Source organism: Pseudomonas sp. NyZ480 (assembly GCF_029537255.1).
Lineage (GTDB): Bacteria > Pseudomonadota > Gammaproteobacteria > Pseudomonadales > Pseudomonadaceae > Aquipseudomonas > Aquipseudomonas taiwanensis.
Genome location: NZ_CP120626.1, coordinates 2,302,755 through 2,318,962 on the forward strand (window position 1 = coordinate 2,302,755; position 16,208 = coordinate 2,318,962).

The window sequence follows — 16,208 nt, forward strand, 5'->3', positions numbered from 1 at the left end:
TTTTCCGATGGCCCGCAAGGAAAAACTTGACGGACATGAAAAGGCAATTAAGTATGACTCATAGAACCAGAATTATGATTCTATTTGCAAGCGATTTTGCTTGCCACCCACAACAAGAAAGGCCCGCTCGCCGAGGCGGGTGCAGGAGGTCGACATGGAAATGCCAGCAAGAATGCCAACGCCGCAACCAGGAGGGCCGTCCGATCCTAATGCGCTTGGGTGTCTCCATCTTCAGTCTTCACGTCGTTGAGGGGCCGCGCTCATGCGATTGAAGGGGCTGGATCTGAATCTGCTGATGGTGCTGGATATCCTTCTGCAGGAGTGCAACGTCTCAAGGGCCGCGCAACGCCTGGGCCTGGGGCAGTCCACCGTCAGCTCGTCGCTGGCCAGGTTGCGCGAGCATTTCGCAGACGAACTGCTGGTCAAGGGCAATCACAGCATGCTGCCCACCGCGCTTAGTCAGGAGCTCAAGCCTTTGGTGAGGCAGTGGTTGCAGGATGTGGGCGGCCTGCTCGAACAATCAACGGCCTTCGTGCCCGCGCAGTGCGATGCTACGTTGCGCATTGCCTGCACCGACGATCTGGCCCAGCAACTGCTGCCACGGATCATCAGGGCTTTGGGCCGGCAAGCGCCTGCCATGCGCGTTCAACTGCTGGCCGCACCCCGGGGCAGCGCTGAAAACCTCGATGCCTGGATGGCGCGTCAGCAGATCGATTTCATGATCGCCAGCGACGCCTGCAGCCATAGTGAGGCACTTTTCGATGAGCAGTGGCAGTGTCTCGCCCGGACCGATCACCCCGCCTTGCAAGACGGCCTGAGCCTGGAAACGTTCAACCGCCTGCCGCACCTGCGGGTGGCGGGGCAGCACTTCGCGGGCGATGAAACCCGCGACATCTGTGCGTGGGTGCCGGGTTACCTGGCCCTTGATACCTACCTGGACGCAGGGCAGGCGATTGCCTGCGTGCCCGCGTCCCTGAGTCGTGCGTACAGGACGCAGAGACCGCTCCAGGTGTGGCCGCTGCCTTTCGACACCGCAAGGCTGGTGCAGCGGCTGTCCTGGCGGGCTGGCGTCATACAAGAGCCACTGCACGATTGGGTACGTCAGTTGATCCGAGGCTGTGTGAACCTGCCGGACAAAGGAGCGCTGCCATGCGTTATCGGGCTCTAGACCTGAACCTGCTGGTCGTGCTGGACGCATTGCTTGAACACTGCAGTGTCAGTCGGGCAGCCGAGCAGCTGTACGTCAGCCAGCCCGCGATCAGCGCAGGCCTGGCCCGGTTGCGCCTGCATTTCGATGACCCCCTGCTGGAGCCGGACGGCCGACGGATGCGCCCGACCCCGCTGGCACTGGAAATGCGCGAGAAAGTGCGTCATGCCGTGCATCGAGCGGCCGAGATCGCGCGTCGCGACAAGGTATTCGATGCTGCGCATACCCGGCAATCGTTCAAGGTGATGTGCTCGGACCTCGACGCGGGTTTTCTCATTCCGCTGCTGTATCAACGCCTGGTGAAGCTTGCGCCTGGGGCTCGTCTGGAAGTGCTGTCGATTTCCCAGCTGGGCGAGAGCGCAGTCCAGGATGCTTTCCAGCGTCATGGCGCAGATGTGCTGATCCGCCCATTCGATGAGCACGACGAGGCCTACGCCAGCCAGATGCTGCTCGACGTGCCGCTGGCGACGCTGGTCTGCCAGCGCCCGGTCGAGCCGAGCTTTGTCGTCGATCCAGACGATGGCTGCGAGGTGATCGCTTCGGACCTTGGGCTGAAGTCGACCGAGGGTTGGCGCACCGACCACCTGCTGGCGTTGCCGACACTGCTCGGGGCGAGCAATCTGCGCGTGAGGCTGCCGGATTTCATCGCGCGCAGGTTCTGCCAACGCTACCCGAACCTGCGGATGCTCAACGCCTCACAACAGGCACCGCGTTGCCGGCAAGTGATGCAATGGCCCAGACACCGTGATCAGGAACCCGCGCACACGTGGCTGCGCGAGCAGTTGCTCACATGCGCAGCCCAGCTTGTGCAAGCGCCAGTGGGGGAAGGGCGCTCAGTGTCCCAGCTTCACCCATTGGCCACCCAGGGCGTGGCTGCGCAACATGGCCTCGATAGCGGCGAGACCGCGTAGTCCTGTGTCGAAATCAGGTAGCAGGGTAGCTGCGTAGGCGGCGGGACGCAGGGTTTGTCGTGCCAGCCAGAGCTCTGCGTAATCGCAATAAAGCTGGGCGAATGCCTCCAGGTATCCCTCCGGATGGCCCGCGGGTAGGCGCAACAGCGCATCCCGTTGTCGCGCATGTTCGCCCGCTGCGCGTTTGATGATGCGCGTCGCCTGGCCGGTTTCGGTGAACAGCAGCGCCTCGGGTTGTTGTTGATCGAAGGCCAATGCGCCCTTGCTGCCGAACAGCCGGAGGCGTAGCCCATTCTCCTGTCCGGGCGCCACCTGGCAGGCCCAGAGGCCGCCCCGAGCGCCGTTGGTGAACCTCAACAGCGCTTGCACCTGGTCGTCCAGGCGACGTCCAGACACCAGCGATGCGAGGTCTGCGCAGACTTCGTTCAATACCAGGCCACTGACGAACTCCACCAGGTGCAAGGCGTGGCTGCCGATATCGCCCAGTGCCCCGGCCGGCCCAGCTTGGTCAGGGTCATCGCGCCAGGTTGCCTGCGGGCTCTGCGACAGATCCGTGAGCCATTCCTGGGCGTACTCGACCTGGACCACGCGTACCTCGCCGATGGCTCCGGCGGCTACCAATCGGCGCGCCTCACGCACCATGGGGTAGGCGCTGTAGGGATAGGTCACGGCAAAGATGCGATCGCTCGCACGTACGGTCGCGGCCAGTGCATGAGCTTGGGCGTACGTGCGGGCGAGGGGCTTCTCGCAGATCACATCGATACCATGGTCGATGAATGCCGACGCAATCGGTATGTGCAGGTGATTGGGCGTGGCGATCACCACGGCATCGATGCCATCGTCACGCATCGCTTCGGCGCGCGCCATTACCTGCCAGTCGTGGTAGCTGCGCCCTGGATGAATGAACAATGCCCTGGCGCTGGAATCGGCTCGTGCGGGATCTCTGCTCAATGCGCCCGCGACCCACTCGAAGCGGTCGTCGAGGCGGGCTGCCATGCGGTGGACGGCACCGATGAACGCGCCGTCACCGCCGCCGACCATGCCAAGTCGCAGACGCCGTGTCTGTGCACTCATCGCTCGCCTCCTATGCCCAGCAGATGCGATTGCGCCGTTGCGTCGAGGGTGCTGCTTGCGAAGTCGTCGAAGGCGTAGCGCGCCACGGGAATAATGTGCTCTGCGATGAACCGCGCGCCTTCGCGGGCACCGTCCTCGGGATGCTTGAGGCAGCACTCCCATTCGAGGGTGGCCCAGCCTGGATAGTCGTAGGTTGCCAGGCGCGAGAAGATCGCCTTGAAGTCGATCTGTCCGTCGCCCAACGAGCGGAATCGGCCAGCGCGTGATATCCAGTCACCATAGCCGCCGTAGAGACCCTGGCGGCCATCGGGTCGGAACTCGGCATCCTTGACATGAAATGCCCCGATCCGTGCATGGTAGTGATCGATGAAGGCCAGGTAGTCGACCTGCTGCAGATGCAGGTGGCTGGGGTCGTACAGCAGTTTTGCCCGGGGATGCTGGTCGACCTCGGCCAGAAAGCGCTCGAAACTGACTCCGTCGTGCAGGTCTTCGCCGGGGTGCAGCTCGAAGCAGACATCCACGCCGTGCCGGTCGTAGGTGTCCAGCAGAGGACGCCAGCGATCGCCCAGTTCCTTGAAAGCTCGCTCGACCAGCCCTTGCGGACGTTGCGGCCAAGGATAGAGGTAGGGCCATGCCAGCGAACCGGAGAAGGTCGCGTGGGCCGTCAAGCCGAGGCGCGCAGAGGCCCGCGCAGCCAGCGCCACTTGTTCGCTGGCCCATTGCCGGCGTGCGCCGGGGTTGCCGCGCACTTCACGGGGAGCGAACGCGTCGAAGAGCGTGTCGTAGGCAGGGTGCACGGCGATCAACTGACCTTGTAGGTGAGTGGAAAGCTCGCTGACAACGACCCCGTGTCGGTCCAACCGACCGCGGATCTCATCGGCATAGCCCTGGCTTTGCGCAAGCTGCTGCAGGTCGAACAGGCGTGGATCGCAGGGGAGTTGCAAGGCCTTGTAGCCAAGGCTCGCTGCCCACTCGGCCAGGTTGTCCAGGGTGTCGAAGGGGGCGGTATTGCCCACGAACTGCGCAACGAACAGCGAGGGGCCTTTAAGCGTGACCATGGGTGTGCTCCTGCAGGATGCGCTCGCAGGCGCGTACGGCGAGGGCGACGCTGGTCAGCGTCGGATTGCAGGCCGTCGGAGTGGGAATGACGCCGTTGCCTGCGACGAACAGGTTCCTGAAGCCCCATACCTGGCCGCGGTCGTCACAGACACTGGTGCCATCGTCCGCTTCGCCCATGCGCGTCGTGCCCTGGTAGTGGAGCGAGCTGCCTGGCGGCAACATCAAAGGTGCTTCACCCAGTGGCTGGCCGAGGGCTTTGCCTGCGCGCTGCAACAGGTCGCGCGCCTTGTCGACCTGTGCCAGGTCGCGTTCGGTCAAGCTGTAGTCGAGGGTCATGGCGGGCATGCCGAGGAAGTCCTTCTCGGTCTCGCTGAAGCGCACACGGTCTTCGGCGCGGATGTCCTGCTTGCAGCAGAACCAGCCCAGGGCGACGATGTGCTCGACGTTCGCCTGGGCTTCATCCGTCAGTGCAACCGGGCACGCTTCCATCTGCATGACCTGGCCATGAAACGGGTGATGCTGCCGGTCGAAGGGTACCCAGTACACGCCAACCGTCGCATCCTCTCCAGGGCGGGTGATACCGCATTCCTCGGCATCGAGTCGAACGGCATGCACGACCTGGGGCTGATCGTTGAGGTAGCGGCCGAGGGCCTGGGGGCGTATGCCCGAGGCCCAGAGCAGTTGCGGGGTGCGCAGTGCATCGGCGGCGACGATGACGGTCTTGGCGTCGACGCGGTAACGTGTGCCGCTGCTGCGGTCCAGCAGTTGGGCACCGATCACGCGGTCGTGCCTGACCAGCAACTGCAGGCAGGCGGTGTCATGGCGTAGTTCGAATCGCTCCGGCCTGCCTGCTTCGTCCGCCAGGGCACCGAGAATCGTATCGCTGCCACTCCATCGGCGTTGGTCGTGCTCGGCACTGCAGGCAAGCGGCATGCGCTGCACGGCGCGATCGCGCGAAGTGACCTCAGCGAAGGCATTGCTCAGGCGTTCACGCAGGCGTTGGCTGACAGGGGTATCTGGGTACGCGGCCGCCGTAACTTGCAGCAGCTCCCTGGCTGTCGCCAAGGCGGCTTGCATCTCGTCGGTGGGGATGAAGCCGATGGCTTCACCGTCGGCCGGCGGTGGGCACGCGCACGTCCAGTGCGCGCCCATGCCGCCAACATTGGTCGAGCAAGCGGCGGCAGGCAGTTCACCCCATCGTTCTCCGTTCGGCAGGTGAGTGCCGGGGCGCACGAGATGCTCGAGTCGATAGCGGCCCGACACGGCAGCGCCGGCGCGTTCAGGCATGCTGGGCACTGCGTAGCGGAAGGCGGTCGGCCCTTGCGCGGCGACCTGTGCTGCCACGCGGGCCTCTTCAGGCAGGTTGCGAACGTGCAGGCCGGCGCGCTCGGTCAATCGTGGGCCGGCATCCACCATCAGCACGTGCAAGTGGCCCTGGTCGACGAGCAGGCGAGCGCATGTCGCACCGACCGGCCCGCTGCCAACGATCAGCACATCTACATCGATCATCGCGTCACGCATTATTGGAATTCTCCGCGAGTGGCTAACAGCCTGGAAGTATGCGTTTCAAACGTTGCGGCGGGGCATGATAAATATCGATGTGGCAGTATCCGTCCAGCTGATGGGTAATGCCGAGGCATAATCAATGAAGATAGGAGGTGCTCGCCATAAACGATTTCTAAGTTAACGGCTGCTGTGGGTTACTTGTGGTGCAAGTCCACGCCTTGCGATGGTTTCCGTACAACTACAAGAACTTCGGGAGTCCTGACGTGCTTAAAAGTCACAAGGGCAGTTGCCTGCCGTCCATTTTAATGCTGCTGGTTTCATCGGTACTCACCCATTCGGCGTTTGCCGGGTCGACTGAAGAAACAAACGACACGGTCGGCCAAGCGTCCAAGGCACCGGCACCTTACAGTTGTGAATACTTTGACCAGTTTCTCTCGCGGGCGACCGCTGTCATCCGCCCTCAATCTAACTGTGAGTCGCTGCTTGGCGATGCCGGCGGCATTCGCTCCGAACTGGCCGACCGGGGTATCGGCGCACAGCTGACCTGGAACCCGATGGGGCTTTACGACCTGAAAGGTCAGAACCGCGACCCGCAAGAATACGGCGGGCAGAATTTCACCTACAGCCAGAGTGTCGCCCTGACCTTGACCTATGACCTTGAGCGCATCGGCTTCAGCAAGGATGCACAGCTGACATTCACGCCGCAGGTGCAGACATCCAACTACCAACAGGGCTACCCAAGGTTGCACAACGTCGCGATTCTCGCGGTCAACCAGCCGTTCAACGACGGCAAGCTGGAGCTGCAATACGGCTTCTACCCCCTGATTCGCCAGTTCTACGGCATGATTCTGGGCGGTAACTCGGCATCGGCGGCCCTTGGTCCGACCAGCGTGATACCGGTTCAGGTGGGCCTGAGCCTGAACGCACCGACGCCGTCATTCGATGTCACCTTCCGCGACGACAGCAAACGCTGGTACAACCATTCCTCCATCAGCCGAAGCATGACACCTGAAGGGTTCCTGGCCGATGTGCAAAAGAACCCCTATGGCTTGAAGTGGCACGTGGATGGCGCCAATCCCCTGTTCGTCAATGAGTTCGGCTACAAAGTCCAGCCCGGTCAGGGCAGCCATTCGCATTGGTTCCGAGCCGGGCTGATCTATAACACATCGCACTACACCTATTTGAAGACGCAGCAGCCGACCGACAGTAACTACGGTGCGTATGTTGCCAATACGATCCAGTTGACCACCCCCAGCCCGGGTACTGCGCAAGGGTTGTACCTGGATACCAAGGCAAGCTGGGCGCCAAAGGACCGCAACGCTTACAACGGCGATGTCCAGTTCACGTTATTTGACATCGGCCTGTTTCCGGGGCGGCCTCGTGATATGACATCCATTGGCTTTACCCGCTCATTTATCAGTAAGGACTTTCGCGACGTAATGGGCGAACGAGGTTTGGCGCCCGCCGATACTATTACCGCCGTCTCACTTTCCCACGCCTTCCGGGTCACCAAGGGTATCTATTGGATCAACGGGTTTACGTATCAGGATAATCCAACGTTAGTGCCCAAGCGCGGGGATGCCTTCTTGTGGCAGACCAGCATGTATTGGAACTTCTAGGTGGGGACTTTATAGGGTAGAGCACGTGCTTAGTTGGTGAATGTGAAAAGTGCCTGCATGTTTCAAGGGCGTGTGTGGCCGTGTAATCTGTACGGGGCATCAACCCGGCCCGCTAACAACAAGGTACAGACGGTTGAAACTTCACCAACTCAAGGCGCTGGTCGCCATCCATAACGCAGGCAGCATCCTTGAAGCCTCCAAGCTCATGCACATCACGCAGCCCGCATTGAGCCGTTCGATCAAGGAGCTGGAACGGGAGGTTGGCTTTACCCTGTTGCAGCGCTCGCACAAAGGCATGGCGCTCACCGAGGAAGGCAAGCGCGTCATTCGCCATGCCAACCTCGTGGTGGAGAGTATCCGGCGCCTGCAGATCGAAGCTGCGAGCATTCAGGATGCCGCGCTGGGCGCGGTATCCATCGGGGTCACTTCGCTGACTGCGATGCTCGACGGTGTCGATGAGAGCATCCTGGCCTTTCGGCGTAAGTACCCGAGGGTGAAGATCACCATCACCGACTTGCGGCCGTCCCAGATCCTGCAGCGGTTGCGCGATGGCAGCCTCGATTTCGCCATTACCTCCCAGCAGCCGCTGAGCCGTATGAGTCTGGATTGGGAGGCACTGGGCAGTATCAAGGGCAGGGTGATCTGCCATGCGTCGAATCAGCAGAAGTTCGCCAAGTCGCTGCGCACCTTGCAGTATGCCAACTGGATCAGCCTGGATGAACTGTCGGACCAGGCGTCGCAGTTTCATCAGTTGTTCGAAAGCAATGGCCTTCGGGTGCCGCAGAACACCGTCGAATGCACCTCCGTGATGATGGCGCTCAAGCTGCTTAAGAACACCGAATCGTTGATGACGATCAGTGAGCTGGCCGTGGACCAGGGGTTCACCTTTGGCGTCGAGTGCGACTACGTGGCCATGCCGGTGCAGGAGCTGATTCCGGACTACCCCATCAATTTGGTCTGCATCGACCGCCATAGCCTTACGGCACCTGCCCAGGAGCTGTTCCACAGCTTGCGCGGGCAGGTGCTCAGGCAAACTCGCCCGGTACTCTCAGAAGTGGTAGTACATTCCTAGCGCGACATTGCTTGGATCATCGCCAACCTGGTCCACCGGTGTGCCGGCGTAGGTGACCGACGAAGCTCGCTGGTTGACGATCCTGCCGAGTCGCCCATAGATGGCCCAACGCGGGGTGATGAAATGGTCATAGCCGATCATCACCCCGGTTGCGTCCTTGTCGCCGGCGCTGACTTGGCGTTGCATCACGGCTAGGCGCAGGACGTCCCGATTGCCGACCGGTGCCAGCACGCCGAAGGTGTACAGCGTGGTGCTGGGCGTACCGGACTGGTCCACCTCCTGGCGTTGCCAGGTCATGCTGGTGGACAACGGGCCGAAGTCATAGAACGCTGACAGGCTCTTGTAGTGGTTGGCCGTCTGCCGGGAGACGCCACCGTCGTCATACGGATCGCTGTAGTACAGGTTGTAGGAGGCCAGCAGCATGACCTGGCTGTTGCGGTACTGCAACTTGGCACCGCCGCCACGGACGGTGCGCCCCGCGCTGGCGGCATCATCGAAGCCGAAGCTCAGTGCGGTGCCGATGCTGAAACCGTCCAGGTTCGGGCTGGTATAGGCCAGGGTGTGCTTGGGGCGCAGGTCCAGGTAATAGGCGCCCTTGCCAGCGGCAGGCAGGGCCAGGTAGGTGTAAGGCGAGCCGTAGGTGGCCAGGAACGGGTCGGCGTAGGTGGGCGTGCTCATGCTGTAGGTCTTGCCGAACTCGAGCTTGCCCAGGGTTCGCGAGCGCAGGGCGATCGTTGCCAGGCGCAGACTTCCAATGCTGTCCCAGGTTGCGTCCAGGGCTTTGCCGTTGATGTTGAAGCCCTCTTCGACGTCGAGCTCCAGCACCGTATCGGGGCTGAGCCCCTTGCGGGCATACAGCCCGAGCTTGTTGGTCCATGCGCCGCCCCCGGCCAGCCGGTAGCCCGAATGGTGCTGCGAATCGTGATAGCTGGCGAATGCATCCACGGTGCCATAGACCTTGAGTTGGTCATCGAAACCGTAATCCACGCCGTAGTAACCAAAACCTGGCGCAAGGCGATCGAGCGCCGGAAAGCCTTCGGCTTGCGCCTGAACGGCCAGGCAAGCCCCTTGGATCATCAACAGCAACGACGTCATGCGAGTGTTCATTCACGACTCCAAGCCAGCACAGTGATGTGTGCCCGTAGCGTCGGTGAACGGAACGTTTCAGCGTGATTGCTTATTCGGCCATGTCATGCCGTTTGGTTAATAGCAGCTTCACGCGGCGTTGTGTTTCGCGGGAGCGCCGTTTCTACAGAGGCTGCCAAGCCGCCGAGAAGCGGCCCTTCAGGCGCGGTTCGGTGGGCATTATTGGGGCGGTGTGGCGAGGCAGGGCAAACTGTGCGCTAGCTCAGGGCAAATTGGCCAACCACCGATGAGGCCAATTAACCAGAGGTTAGCTTCATGCCGAAACTGCAAGTGTGTTGAGTGCCCGATTGGCAGATATTCGTTGCACGCCGCGATTTGCCATCGGAGACAACAATGACCAGAACGCCCCCCGCGCCGTCAGTCGTGCAGACAGGCCCGCATTCAGCCGCGAAAGCATCCTCCTCCCGCAAAACCTTGATCGCGTGCTCGTTGGGCAACGCGCTGGAGATGTACGACTTTACGATCTACAGCTTTTTCGCTGTGCTGATCGGCAAGCACTTTTTCCCCTCCGACTCGGCGATGGCTTCATTGCTCATGTCGCTGGCCACCTTTGGCGTCGGTTTCCTGATGCGACCGGTCGGGGCGATGGTCATCGGTCGCTACGCCGATCGGCATGGACGCAAGGCAGCATTGAGCCTGACCATCGGGCTGATGACCCTGGGCACCGGGCTGATCGCCTTCGCGCCGACGTATTCGCAGATAGGTATTTTCGCGACCTTGCTGCTGGTGGCGGGCCGGCTCATCCAGGGCATGTCGGCGGGCGGGGAAGTCGGCACCGCGTCGGTGTTCCTGATGGAATCCAGTGCAGTGAGCAACCGTTGCCGCAATGTCAGCTGGCAGGCCGCCAGCCAGGGATACGCCGCATTGGTGGGAGCAGGCTTTGGCGTTGCCCTCAACCAGTTGCTCGACCCCGCTGCCCTTGAAAGCTGGGGGTGGCGAATACCGTTCATCTTCGGGCTGCTGATCGGTCCGGTCGGCTGGTACATTCGCACGCGTTTGCCCGAAATCCACGACACAGGGCCTGCGCAGAAGGCCGAGCGGGGGCTCGACGCCGAGCTGCTCAAGCGTATCGGCCTAGGCATCGGCCTGATGGCCAGTTCGACCATAGGCATGTACCTGTTCGTGTTCTACATGCCCACCTACCTGACCACGGCGTTGCATTACCCGCCGGGCAGCGCCATGGCCATTGCCTGTATCAGCAGCGGTTGCATGGCAATCATCTGCCCGTTGGCTGGCCGATTCGCGGACAAGTATCAACTCAGGAAGCGCCTGCTGGCGTGGACGGTTGCGACGCCGGTGGTGCTGATACTGCCGGTGTTCCACCTGCTTGGCGAAGTGCGACACACAGGCCTGGCCATGATGTGCGTAGCCATCCTGATCCTGCCGACCTGCATCGGTGCCGGTGCGTTCTTCGCATTGATCATGGAAGGTTTTCCCAAAGCTCGGCGCTCCTTCGGCACCTCAGTCAGCTATAGCCTGGGGGTGACGATCTTCGGTGGTTTTTCGCCGCTGGTGGCTACCTGGTTGATTGGCGTGATGGGCACCGCGCTGGCGCCAGCCTATTTCCTATTGGCTGGGGGCGTCGTCAGCCTGGCCTGCCTCAAACATTTCCCTGAAAACAAAGGATGCGCGTGACATGGGTACTTTCCAGAGCAAGCAACCTCGGCCCTCGTCTGCAGAGCTGGATGAGTTCGTCATGCTTCGTCGGCAGATCCATGCTGCGCCGGAACTGGGCGGCGACACCCCCAATACCGCCGCATTGGTGGCCGACAGGCTGCAGGCCTGGGGCTATGAGGTGCATCGCAATGTCGGTGGGCATGGTGTGGTCGGCGTATTGAAAGCAGGGGACAGCCCACGCAGCATTGGCTTGCGGGCCGACATGGACGCATTGCCCATGAGCGAAAAGAATCGCTTCGAGCATGCCAGCAAGATTCCCGGGCGCATGCATGCCTGTGGCCATGACGGGCATACCGCGATCCTGCTGGCCGCCGCTGCGCAACTGGCCGAGACGCGTGACTTCGATGGCACGGTGAATGTGATCTTCCAGCCTGACGAGGAAGGTCTGGGCGGGGCCAAGGCGATGATCGACGACGGCCTGTTCGAGCGCTTCCCATGCGACTCGGTGTACGCATTACACAATATGCCTGGCCTGCCAGTGGGTACCTGCGTGGTGCAGGCCGGGCCTACCATGGCGTCCTCTGAGCGGGTGAGCATTCGCATTACCGGCAAAGGCGGGCACGGTGCGATGCCGGAGCTGTCGGTGGACCCGGTGATGGCGTTGAACAGCCTGATCAGCGGCATCCAGACCATCAAGTCGCGCAACCTGAGCGTGGATGAATATGCGGTCATCAGCATCGGCATGATCCAAGCCGGCACCGTCTACAACATCATCCCTGACGAGGCCTGCATGCTGTTGAGCGTGCGCACCGACACGGCCCAGACCCAGCACAAGATCAACCGCCGCATCGACGCTCTGGTCAAGGGGCATGCCGAGAGTTTCGGCGTGGCGATCGATGTGCAATTCACCCAACTGGCGCCCGCACTGTGCAACAGCGACCACGAAAGCACGTTGCTCCGTGAAAGCCTGAGGCCTTTGTTCGCCGACGGCTCAGTGCTGGACAAAATGCCCAGCAAGGTCATGGGCACCGAAGACTTCGCCTACATGCTGGAGGCGCGGCCAGGCTGTTACTTCATGTTGGGCAATGGTACGGGCGAGTTCCATGGATGCTCGGTGCACAATCCTCATTACGACTTCAACGATGCGCTGGTGAAGATTGGCGCCGATTGTTGGGTAAAGTGGGTCCAGGACTACTTGCGCTGATGGTGGATGGGCGCGGTTTAACTGCCAACGCTGTCACGCGCGGTTTCCACGGACACTGCTGGTACGCCTGAGGCGCGGGTGGTCTTTTGGCTTTAGCAGACGATACTTCTCTGTACAGGCGGGCGCATAGCCGGTGGCGCACCGCGGGAGGTGTCAGGTGAACAAGCTATCAATCGTGGGTGCTGGGATGGTGGGTGAGGCGGCGGCTCAGGCCATCGCCCTGGAAGAGTTGTGCAGCGAGTTGGTGTTGATCGATGTGCAGGGTGATCTGGCACGGGGCAAGGCACTGGATGTGTGGCAGGCGGCGGTCGAGTCAGGGTCTGATACCCGGGTTTACGGCGGGGCCGATGCCCAATGCCTGCAGGGCTCCGACCTGGTGGTGATAACGGCCGGTGTGCCGCGCAAGCCCGGCCAGTCGCGTCAGGATGTGTTGAGCGTCAACCTGCCGATTCTCGATGGCATCATGCGGGATATCCAGCAGCATGCGCCAGCCGCCACGGTACTGGTGGTGTCCAATCCGGTCGACGTACTGACCTATCGGGCCTGGTCCCTCAGCGGGCTGGGGCGCAACAAGGTATTTGGGCAGGCAGGGGTGCTCGATACCGCACGCATGAAGTGTTTCATCGCCGAGGAAACCGGCTTTTCAGCGCGGGATATCACCGCGCTGGTGCTGGGCGGGCATGGCGATAGCATGGTGCCGTTGATGCGCTATTGCGCGGTCGGTTCGGTGCCGTTGTCCCACTTCCTGTCGGACGAGCAGATAGCGCGGATCGTGCAGCGCACACGGCAGGGCGGTGGCGAGATCCTCGGCTTGAAAAAATCGGGCAGCGCCTGCGATGCGCCGGGCGTGGCCATTGCGCGGATGGTGGACGCCATCGCTTACGGACGGCGCAGTATCGTGCCGACGGTCGCGATGCTTGAGGGCGAGTACGGGCGCACGGGTATCGCCATGGGCGTCCCATGCGTACTGGCAGCGGACGGGGTTTCGCAGGTGATCGAGTTGCCTCTGGATACCCGGGAACAGGCGATGTTCGACCACTCCGCCGACCAGGTAGCGCGTGATATCGCTGAGATGAACGCACTGGTGAGCGGGACGGCATGAGGGTGCAATGGCCCTGGGATTAAACCTTCGCGTCAGCGCGCAGTCAGTTGCAGTAACAAGCCTCGTTTGGTGATGGCTGGAGGGGTAGCTGATGAAACTCGTCTGCTTGCTGCGTGGTTGCCAGTGGCGCACGGTGATGACCCGTGAAGTCGCGGGTCTCGAATGCCAGTGTTGCGAGCGCTGCGGCGCCCTGCGCTACAGCAGCGCCGGCGATCCGTTCAACCCATAGGAGGTCAGCATGGCGCGGGCCATCTGGAAAGGCGCGATCAGTTTCGGCTTGGTGCACATCCCGGTTTCGCTCAATACGGCGGTGCGTACCGAGCGGGTCGATTTCGACTGGCTCGACAAGCGCAGCATGGAGCCGGTGGGCTACAAGCGGGTGAACAAGGTCACTGGCAAGGACATCGACAAGGAAAACATCGTCAAGGGCGTGGAGTACGAGAAAGGTCGCTATGTGGTGATCAGCGAGGAAGAGATTCGCGCCGCGCGGCCTGAGGCGACCCAAACCATCGACATCTTCTCCTTCGTCGACGCCGGCGACATCCCGCTGCAGCACTTTGACACCCCTTACTATCTGAGCCCCGACCGCCGTGGTGGCAAGGTCTACGCACTGTTGCGCGAAACCCTGGAAAGCACCGGCAAGGTGGCGTTGGCGACGGTGGTGCTGCACACCCGTCAGCACCTTGCGTTGCTGCGGCCGCTGGACGATGCCCTGGTGATGATCACCCTGCGCTGGCCCGAGGAGGTGCGCAGCATTGAAACCCTGGAGTTGGACAAGAGCGTGACCGAAGCCAAGGTCGACAAGCGCGAACTGGACATGGCCAAGCGGCTGGTCGAGGACATGAGCGGGCCGTGGTCCCCGGATGAGTACCACGATGCGTTTCGCCAGACCATTCTTGACCTGGTGGAGGAAAAGGCCAGCAAAGGCAAGATCGAGACGGTGGAGAATGGCGAAGGTACCCGTACGGAGAAAGGCGCCGACATCATCGACCTCACCGAACTGCTCAAGCGCAGCCTGGGCGGCGGCAAGACCGTCAAGGGCAAGAAATCGACGACCAAACGCTCGCGCAAGGCGTCATGAGGGCGACGGGTCGCCCCCATGCTGTGCAATCAGGCTGTAGCGTGACTCAGGCCGCGCCGCGGGCGGCTTGCCGGCTGCCTTGCGCTGGCAGTGGCTCGTGCAGCGAGATCCGCGATGTCTCCGGTAGCGCCAGGCCGCCCAGCAATGCCACCAGGGCAATCACCACCAGGTAGAATGCTGGCGCAAGGCTGCTGCCGGTCTGGCCGATCAGCCAGGTCGCCACCAAGGGCGCCGTGCCGCCGAACAGCGTGTAGGCCACGTTGTAGGTGATCGCCGATGCGGTGTATCGGGTGCGGGTCGGGAAGGTTTCCGACAGCAGCGCCGCGGTCACCACCCCGCTTAGCAGCGCCCCGACCGCCAGCAGGATCACCCCCAGCAGTGCCCCGGACATCGACCCGGAACTGGCCAGCCAGTAAGCAGGGAACACGCAGGCCATTACCCACAGGCAGGTGAAGCCAATGGTCTTGCGCCGTCCGACCCGGTCCGAGAATGCGCCAGCCAGCGGGCAGCCAATGGCGGCGAACAGCAGCGCCACGGTAGTCACCAGCAGCGACTGGGCGCGGGTCAGGTGGCCAACCAGTTGCAGGTAGGTGGCGAAGTAAGTGGTGAACATGTAGAACGACAGCGCCGTCAGCGAGATGAAAGCTCCCAGGTTGCGGATCGCCCGGCCATGGGTGCGCAGGGTCTCCTTGAGCGGCGAGTGCTCGTGTGCCTTGCCCTCGGCCATGGCTTCGCGGAAGGCCGGGGTTTCTTCCATGCGCCAGCGCAGGTAGAGGCCGACCAGCCCCAGCGGCGCGGCGACCAGGAACGGAATGCGCCATCCCCAGGTGTTCATCGCTTCGCTGGTGAGGCTGGCTTCCAGCCCGTACGCGATCACTGCGGCGCAGGCGAAGGCCGAGAAGGTCGAAACCGGAACGAAACTGCCGTAGAAGGCCCGGCGGTTTCTGGGCGCGTGCTCCATCAGGTAGGCACACGCACCGGCATACTCGCCGCCGGCAGAGAAGCCCTGCAGGCAGCGTGCCAGGGTCAGCAGTGCGGGGGCGGCCAGGCCAATGCTGGCATAGGTCGGCAACAGGCCGATCAGGGTGGTGGAGCCGGCCATGAGCAAGATGGTCATCGACAGGACGCGCTTGCGCCCAAGCCGATCGCCCAAGGCGCCGAACACAATTCCGCCCAGGGGGCGCAAGGCAAAGGCCACGGCGAATACCGCGAACGTCTTGAGCAGCGCCACGCTGGCATCTTCGCTGGCGAAGAACTGGCTGGCGATCAGGGTGGCGAGAAAACCGTAGACGGCAAAATCGAACCACTCGACGAAATTGCCGATGGCCGAAGCGGCGATGACGCGGCGTAGCGTGGCGGGGGATACCTCATGAGGTGCGGACATGCGTGTGCTCTCCGGTGGTCATAGGCAGCCTGGATGAATGTAGAGCGGTCGGGCCGCTTTATCGTTGTGGTACAGGCAGTAGACAGGCCAGCGCGGGTGAGTGCTGCTTCGAGGGCGACATCGGGATATCTGTTTTGACCGTTTGTCGTGCGATACGGCCCCGTAGGAGCCGGCTTGCCGGCGATGCGACCCATGCGGTGCATGCACCGGCCGAGCGGTGATGGTC

At 62.3% G+C, this 16,208-nt stretch carries 14 protein-coding genes; 9 read left to right on the forward strand and 5 right to left on the reverse strand.

Annotated features, from left to right (window positions below; translation table 11 throughout):
• The first annotated feature begins 262 nt into the window (after positions 1-262).
• Positions 263-1,168, forward strand: coding sequence for a LysR family transcriptional regulator (locus tag P3R38_RS10570; protein ID WP_277687126.1), 906 nt, complete (start codon positions 263-265; stop codon positions 1,166-1,168).
• Positions 1,150-2,118 carry a LysR family transcriptional regulator gene (locus P3R38_RS10575; RefSeq protein WP_023380168.1) on the forward strand — a complete coding sequence of 323 codons (969 nt, stop codon included), beginning with the start codon at positions 1,150-1,152 and terminating at the stop codon, positions 2,116-2,118. Before P3R38_RS10570 ends, P3R38_RS10575 begins: the two co-directional genes overlap by 19 nt.
• Here the strand turns inward: P3R38_RS10575 and P3R38_RS10580 are convergent.
• The 3 genes from P3R38_RS10580 to P3R38_RS10590 are packed head-to-tail and all read right to left on the reverse strand — an operon-like array spanning position 2,041 to position 5,772.
• The gene (locus tag P3R38_RS10580; RefSeq protein ID WP_023380169.1) at positions 2,041-3,192 is read right to left on the reverse strand and encodes a Gfo/Idh/MocA family oxidoreductase; all 1,152 of its coding nucleotides are present in this window, start codon (positions 3,190-3,192) and stop codon (positions 2,041-2,043) included. The genes P3R38_RS10575 and P3R38_RS10580 overlap by 78 nt on opposite strands.
• Complete coding sequence (locus P3R38_RS10585) at positions 3,189-4,250, reverse strand: sugar phosphate isomerase/epimerase (protein ID WP_023380170.1); 1,062 nt, start codon at positions 4,248-4,250, stop codon at positions 3,189-3,191. Before P3R38_RS10585 ends, P3R38_RS10580 begins: the two co-directional genes overlap by 4 nt.
• Positions 4,237-5,772 carry a GMC oxidoreductase gene (locus P3R38_RS10590; RefSeq protein ID WP_277687127.1) on the reverse strand — a complete coding sequence of 512 codons (1,536 nt, stop codon included), beginning with the start codon at positions 5,770-5,772 and terminating at the stop codon, positions 4,237-4,239. The genes P3R38_RS10585 and P3R38_RS10590 overlap by 14 nt, the downstream gene beginning before the upstream one ends.
• Positions 5,773-6,020: 248 nt before the next feature.
• Here P3R38_RS10590 and P3R38_RS10595 point away from each other — a divergent pair, with 248 nt between their 5' ends.
• Positions 6,021-7,376, forward strand: a complete 1,356-nt coding sequence (locus tag P3R38_RS10595; protein WP_202676079.1) for a carbohydrate porin — start codon at positions 6,021-6,023, stop codon at positions 7,374-7,376.
• Between the two features lie 133 nt (positions 7,377-7,509).
• Positions 7,510-8,448, forward strand: a complete 939-nt coding sequence (locus P3R38_RS10600; RefSeq protein WP_104882548.1) for a LysR family transcriptional regulator — start codon at positions 7,510-7,512, stop codon at positions 8,446-8,448.
• Here the strand turns inward: P3R38_RS10600 and P3R38_RS10605 are convergent.
• On the reverse strand, positions 8,425-9,555 hold the full coding sequence (locus P3R38_RS10605) for a porin (protein ID WP_027907175.1): 1,131 nt from the start codon (positions 9,553-9,555) through the stop codon (positions 8,425-8,427). The genes P3R38_RS10600 and P3R38_RS10605 overlap by 24 nt on opposite strands.
• 372 nt (positions 9,556-9,927) lie before the next feature.
• Between P3R38_RS10605 and P3R38_RS10610 the strand changes: the two genes are divergently transcribed.
• The 5 genes from P3R38_RS10610 (at position 9,928) to P3R38_RS10630 (ending at position 14,598) form a co-directional block, all read left to right on the forward strand.
• Positions 9,928-11,229, forward strand: coding sequence for an MFS transporter (locus P3R38_RS10610; protein ID WP_277687128.1), 1,302 nt, complete (start codon positions 9,928-9,930; stop codon positions 11,227-11,229).
• A gap of 1 nt (position 11,230) precedes the next feature.
• A complete protein-coding gene (locus P3R38_RS10615; RefSeq protein ID WP_023380176.1) occupies positions 11,231-12,415 on the forward strand; it encodes a M20 aminoacylase family protein in 1,185 nt (394 codons plus the stop codon).
• A gap of 157 nt (positions 12,416-12,572) precedes the next feature.
• Positions 12,573-13,517, forward strand: coding sequence for a malate dehydrogenase (locus P3R38_RS10620; protein ID WP_202676080.1), 945 nt, complete (start codon positions 12,573-12,575; stop codon positions 13,515-13,517).
• A 91-nt stretch (positions 13,518-13,608) separates the two neighbouring features.
• A complete protein-coding gene (locus P3R38_RS10625; protein ID WP_167332796.1) occupies positions 13,609-13,746 on the forward strand; it encodes a PSPA7_2676 family Cys-rich small protein in 138 nt (45 codons plus the stop codon).
• A 9-nt stretch (positions 13,747-13,755) separates the two neighbouring features.
• Positions 13,756-14,598 (forward strand): Ku protein, encoded by an 843-nt coding sequence (locus tag P3R38_RS10630; protein ID WP_277687129.1) that lies wholly within the window; start codon positions 13,756-13,758, stop codon positions 14,596-14,598.
• 46 nt (positions 14,599-14,644) lie between these two features.
• On the opposite strand, the gene P3R38_RS10635 is transcribed toward P3R38_RS10630, so the two are convergent.
• Entirely contained in the window at positions 14,645-15,982 is a 1,338-nt protein-coding gene (locus tag P3R38_RS10635; protein ID WP_104882545.1) for an MFS transporter, read from the reverse strand.
• Positions 15,983-16,208: the final 226 nt, after the last annotated feature.

Excerpts from the sequence above, each read along its gene's own strand:
- P3R38_RS10570 (WP_277687126.1), top strand. The coding sequence starts at position 263 with ATGCGATTGAAGGGGCTGGATCTGAATCTGCTGATGGTGCTGGATATC.
- P3R38_RS10575 (WP_023380168.1), top strand. The coding sequence starts at position 1,150 with ATGCGTTATCGGGCTCTAGACCTGAACCTGCTGGTCGTGCTGGACGCA.
- P3R38_RS10580 (WP_023380169.1), bottom strand. The coding sequence starts at position 3,192 with ATGAGTGCACAGACACGGCGTCTGCGACTTGGCATGGTCGGCGGCGGT.
- P3R38_RS10585 (WP_023380170.1), bottom strand. The coding sequence starts at position 4,250 with ATGGTCACGCTTAAAGGCCCCTCGCTGTTCGTTGCGCAGTTCGTGGGC.
- P3R38_RS10590 (WP_277687127.1), bottom strand. The coding sequence starts at position 5,772 with ATGCGTGACGCGATGATCGATGTAGATGTGCTGATCGTTGGCAGCGGG.
- P3R38_RS10605 (WP_027907175.1), bottom strand. The coding sequence starts at position 9,555 with ATGAACACTCGCATGACGTCGTTGCTGTTGATGATCCAAGGGGCTTGC.
- P3R38_RS10610 (WP_277687128.1), top strand. The coding sequence starts at position 9,928 with ATGACCAGAACGCCCCCCGCGCCGTCAGTCGTGCAGACAGGCCCGCAT.
- P3R38_RS10615 (WP_023380176.1), top strand. The coding sequence starts at position 11,231 with ATGGGTACTTTCCAGAGCAAGCAACCTCGGCCCTCGTCTGCAGAGCTG.
- P3R38_RS10625 (WP_167332796.1), top strand. The coding sequence starts at position 13,609 with ATGAAACTCGTCTGCTTGCTGCGTGGTTGCCAGTGGCGCACGGTGATG.
- P3R38_RS10630 (WP_277687129.1), top strand. The coding sequence starts at position 13,756 with ATGGCGCGGGCCATCTGGAAAGGCGCGATCAGTTTCGGCTTGGTGCAC.
- P3R38_RS10635 (WP_104882545.1), bottom strand. The coding sequence starts at position 15,982 with ATGTCCGCACCTCATGAGGTATCCCCCGCCACGCTACGCCGCGTCATC.